Below are 2,758 nucleotides of genomic sequence, written 5' to 3'. Positions count from 1 at the left end.
CCTCGCCGAGGATCGCGACCGCTTCCAAAAGCTGCTCACCGATCTGGGTCTGCGCCAGCCGCGCAACGGCATTGCCCGCTCGGTCGAGGAAGCGCGGCGGATCGTCGCCGAAATCGGCTATCCGGTGGTCATCCGCCCGTCCTACGTGCTCGGCGGCCGGGCGATGGAGATCGTCCGCAACGAGCCGCAGTTCGAGCGCTACATCACCCAGGCCGTCGTCGTCTCGGGCAAGTCGCCGGTCCTGATCGACTCCTACCTCAAGGACGCGATCGAGGTGGACGTCGATTGCCTGTCGGACGGCACGTCGACCTATGTGGCCGGCATCATGGAGCATATCGAGGAAGCCGGAATCCATTCCGGCGACTCGGCCTGTTCGTTGCCGGTGCGTTCGCTGTCGACCGCAATCACCGACGAATTGGCCCGCCAGACTCGCGAAATGGCACTGGCGCTCAAGGTCGGCGGCCTGATGAACGTCCAGTTCGCCATCAAGGGCGAGGATATCTATGTGCTGGAGGTCAATCCGCGCGCCTCGCGCACCGTGCCCTTCGTCGCCAAGACCATCGGTTCGCCGATCGCCAAGGTGGCGGCGCGGATCATGGCCGGCGAAACCCTCGACACGGCCTTCGCGGCCTATGGCGGCGCGCCGGATCCCCACAGCCTGAAGCATATCGCGGTCAAGGAGGCGGTATTCCCCTTCGCCCGCTTCCCCGGCGTCGACACGCTGCTCGGCCCCGAGATGCGCTCGACCGGCGAAGTCATGGGGCTGGATTACGACTTCGCGGTCGCCTTCGCCAAGTCGCAGCTCGGCGCCGGCGTCGAACTGCCGCGCGACGGCACGGTCTTCGTCTCGGTCCGTGACGGGGACAAGCAGCGGGCCCTCGCGCCGATCCGGCGGCTCTACGACCTCGGTTTCAAGGTGATCGCGACGGGCGGCACGCAGCGTTTCCTCCTCGATAACGACATCGCCGCCGAGAAGATCAACAAGGTCCTGGAGGGGCGCCCGCATATCGAGGACGCGATTCGCAACCGGCAGGTGCAACTGGTTCTCAACACCACGGAGGGCGCCAAGGCCCTGTCCGATTCGCGCTCGCTGCGCCGCGCGGCCTTGATCCACAAGGTGCCGTATTACACGACCCTGGCCGGTATGAGCGCTGCGGCCGAAGCGATTGCGGCGCTCAGCACCGGCAATCTTGAAGTTCGGCCGTTGCAATCGTACTTTACGGCTGCCTGACTAAAGCGCGCCCTTCGGACGAGGCGCCAGGCATCGTCACAGTCCGGCTTGTCTCGCTGGTTCCGAACGGTCCTGCCGTTTGGGGCCGGTTTATTATTGTGCTCCGGCGTCGGGCCTCGGCCTGCCGGCAACCAACGAAAAGACGATGTCGCGGCGCCCCCGCGCATTGGAAAGGTGGAGGCCATGGAAAAGGTCCCGATGACGACCCACGGATTCGACGCGCTGCGGGAGGAGCTTCGCCGTCGCCAACAGGAAGAGCGGCCGCGGATCATCCAGGCGATTTCCGAGGCGCGCGCACACGGGGACCTGTCGGAAAACGCCGAATACCATGCCGCCAAGGAGTCGCAGAGCCTGAACGAGGGGCGCATCTCGGAGCTGGAGGATCTGACCGCCCGCGCCGAGGTCATCGACGTCAAGAAGCTGTCCGGCGAAAAAGTGAAATTCGGCGCGACGGTCAAGCTGATTGACGAGGATACCGAGGAGGAGAAGGTCTACCAGATCGTCGGCGACCAGGAAGCCGACGTGAAGATGGGACGCATCTCGATTTCCTCGCCGATTGCCCGCGCCCTGATCGGCAAGGGCGAGGGCGACACCGTCGAGGTTGCCGCGCCCGGCGGCGCCAGGTCTTACGAAATCCTTCGGGTCAGTTGGGCGTAAGAGGTTTTCGGAGGGTTCGGGAGACGACGCGATGGCGGGCATCGAACGAGCTCTTCGGATCGCCGAAACGGCCCATGCCGGAGACACCGAGAAAGCGGGTGACGCCTTCGTCACCCATCCCCGACGCGTCGCCGATGCGGTCGACGGGGGCGACGCGAAAATCGTCGCCCTCCTCCACGACGTCGTCGAGAAGAACGCCGAATGGCCGCTGTCGCGCCTTCGCGACGAAGGCTTCTCGAACGCGATACTCGAGGCGGTCGACGCGCTGACCAGGCGCGCAGGCGAGGACTATTTCGTTTTTGCCCGCAGGGCTCTCGCCAATCCCCTCGCCAGGCCCGTCAAGATCGCGGATCTGCGGGACAATCTGGAACGGGGCCGGATCGGCGGCTACGATGAAGAGCGGCTCGAAAAATACCGGAAGGCCCTGCGTCTCGCGGGAGAAGCGACGAACTGAGGTGACAGTGCCGAACATCAGCGTGGTCGCCGTCATCGCGCCGAACTTCAAACGCCGGCTCTCCGGCGTAACGTCGACGATCATCCAGCTCGTCCCCCTCCAGGCTCGCTCGCTCGGCATCGCGGCGCTCGGACCGGGTTTGCCGGACCATCTGCCCAAGCTGCGTCTTCGCGATATGCCCGGCCTCTGGTCGGCGCCGACGGGCCGGCCGTTCCGCATCTGGCACGCGCGCCGCAACGTCGAAATGCTGGCCGGCATCGTGCTGCGCGACATCCTGCGGATGCCGCTGCGACTGGTCTTCACCTCCGCCGCGCAGCGCCACCACACCGGCTGGACGCGCCGGCTCATTCGGCGCATGGACGCCGTGATCGCGACGAGCGGCAGGAGCGCGGGCTATCTCACGATCCCCGCCGAGG

General features: G+C 66.0%; 3 protein-coding genes and 1 pseudogene. All 4 read left to right on the top strand.

Features of this window, described 5'->3' with window-relative positions; translation table 11 throughout:
- Nucleotides 1-31 precede the first annotated feature (31 nt).
- The gene (locus MJ956_RS07770) at nt 32-1,231 is read left to right on the top strand and encodes an ATP-binding protein (RefSeq protein WP_423724816.1); all 1,200 of its coding nucleotides are present in this window, start codon (nt 32-34) and stop codon (nt 1,229-1,231) included.
- Nucleotides 1,232-1,414: 183 nt separating this feature from the next.
- Nucleotides 1,415-1,888, top strand: coding sequence for a transcription elongation factor GreA (gene greA, locus MJ956_RS07765; RefSeq protein WP_253963913.1), 474 nt, complete (start codon nt 1,415-1,417; stop codon nt 1,886-1,888).
- Nucleotides 1,889-1,919: 31 nt separating this feature from the next.
- Nucleotides 1,920-2,342, top strand: coding sequence for a GTP pyrophosphokinase (locus tag MJ956_RS07760; RefSeq protein WP_253963912.1), 423 nt, complete (start codon nt 1,920-1,922; stop codon nt 2,340-2,342).
- A 22-nt stretch (nt 2,343-2,364) separates the two neighbouring features.
- Nucleotides 2,365-2,758, top strand: a pseudogene (locus tag MJ956_RS07755) (glycosyltransferase family 1 protein); the annotation flags it as partial.

The organism is Aurantimonas marianensis (assembly GCF_024195285.1).
GTDB classification, from domain to species: domain Bacteria; phylum Pseudomonadota; class Alphaproteobacteria; order Rhizobiales; family Rhizobiaceae; genus Aurantimonas; species Aurantimonas marianensis.
The sequence above is the reverse complement of the archived record's forward strand: the minus strand, read 5'-3'. Positions and strand labels throughout refer to the sequence as shown.

Coding starts and splice junctions, on each gene's coding strand:
- greA (WP_253963913.1), top strand. CDS start 1,415: ATGGAAAAGGTCCCGATGACGACCCACGGATTCGACGCGCTGCGGGAG.
- MJ956_RS07760 (WP_253963912.1), top strand. CDS start 1,920: ATGGCGGGCATCGAACGAGCTCTTCGGATCGCCGAAACGGCCCATGCC.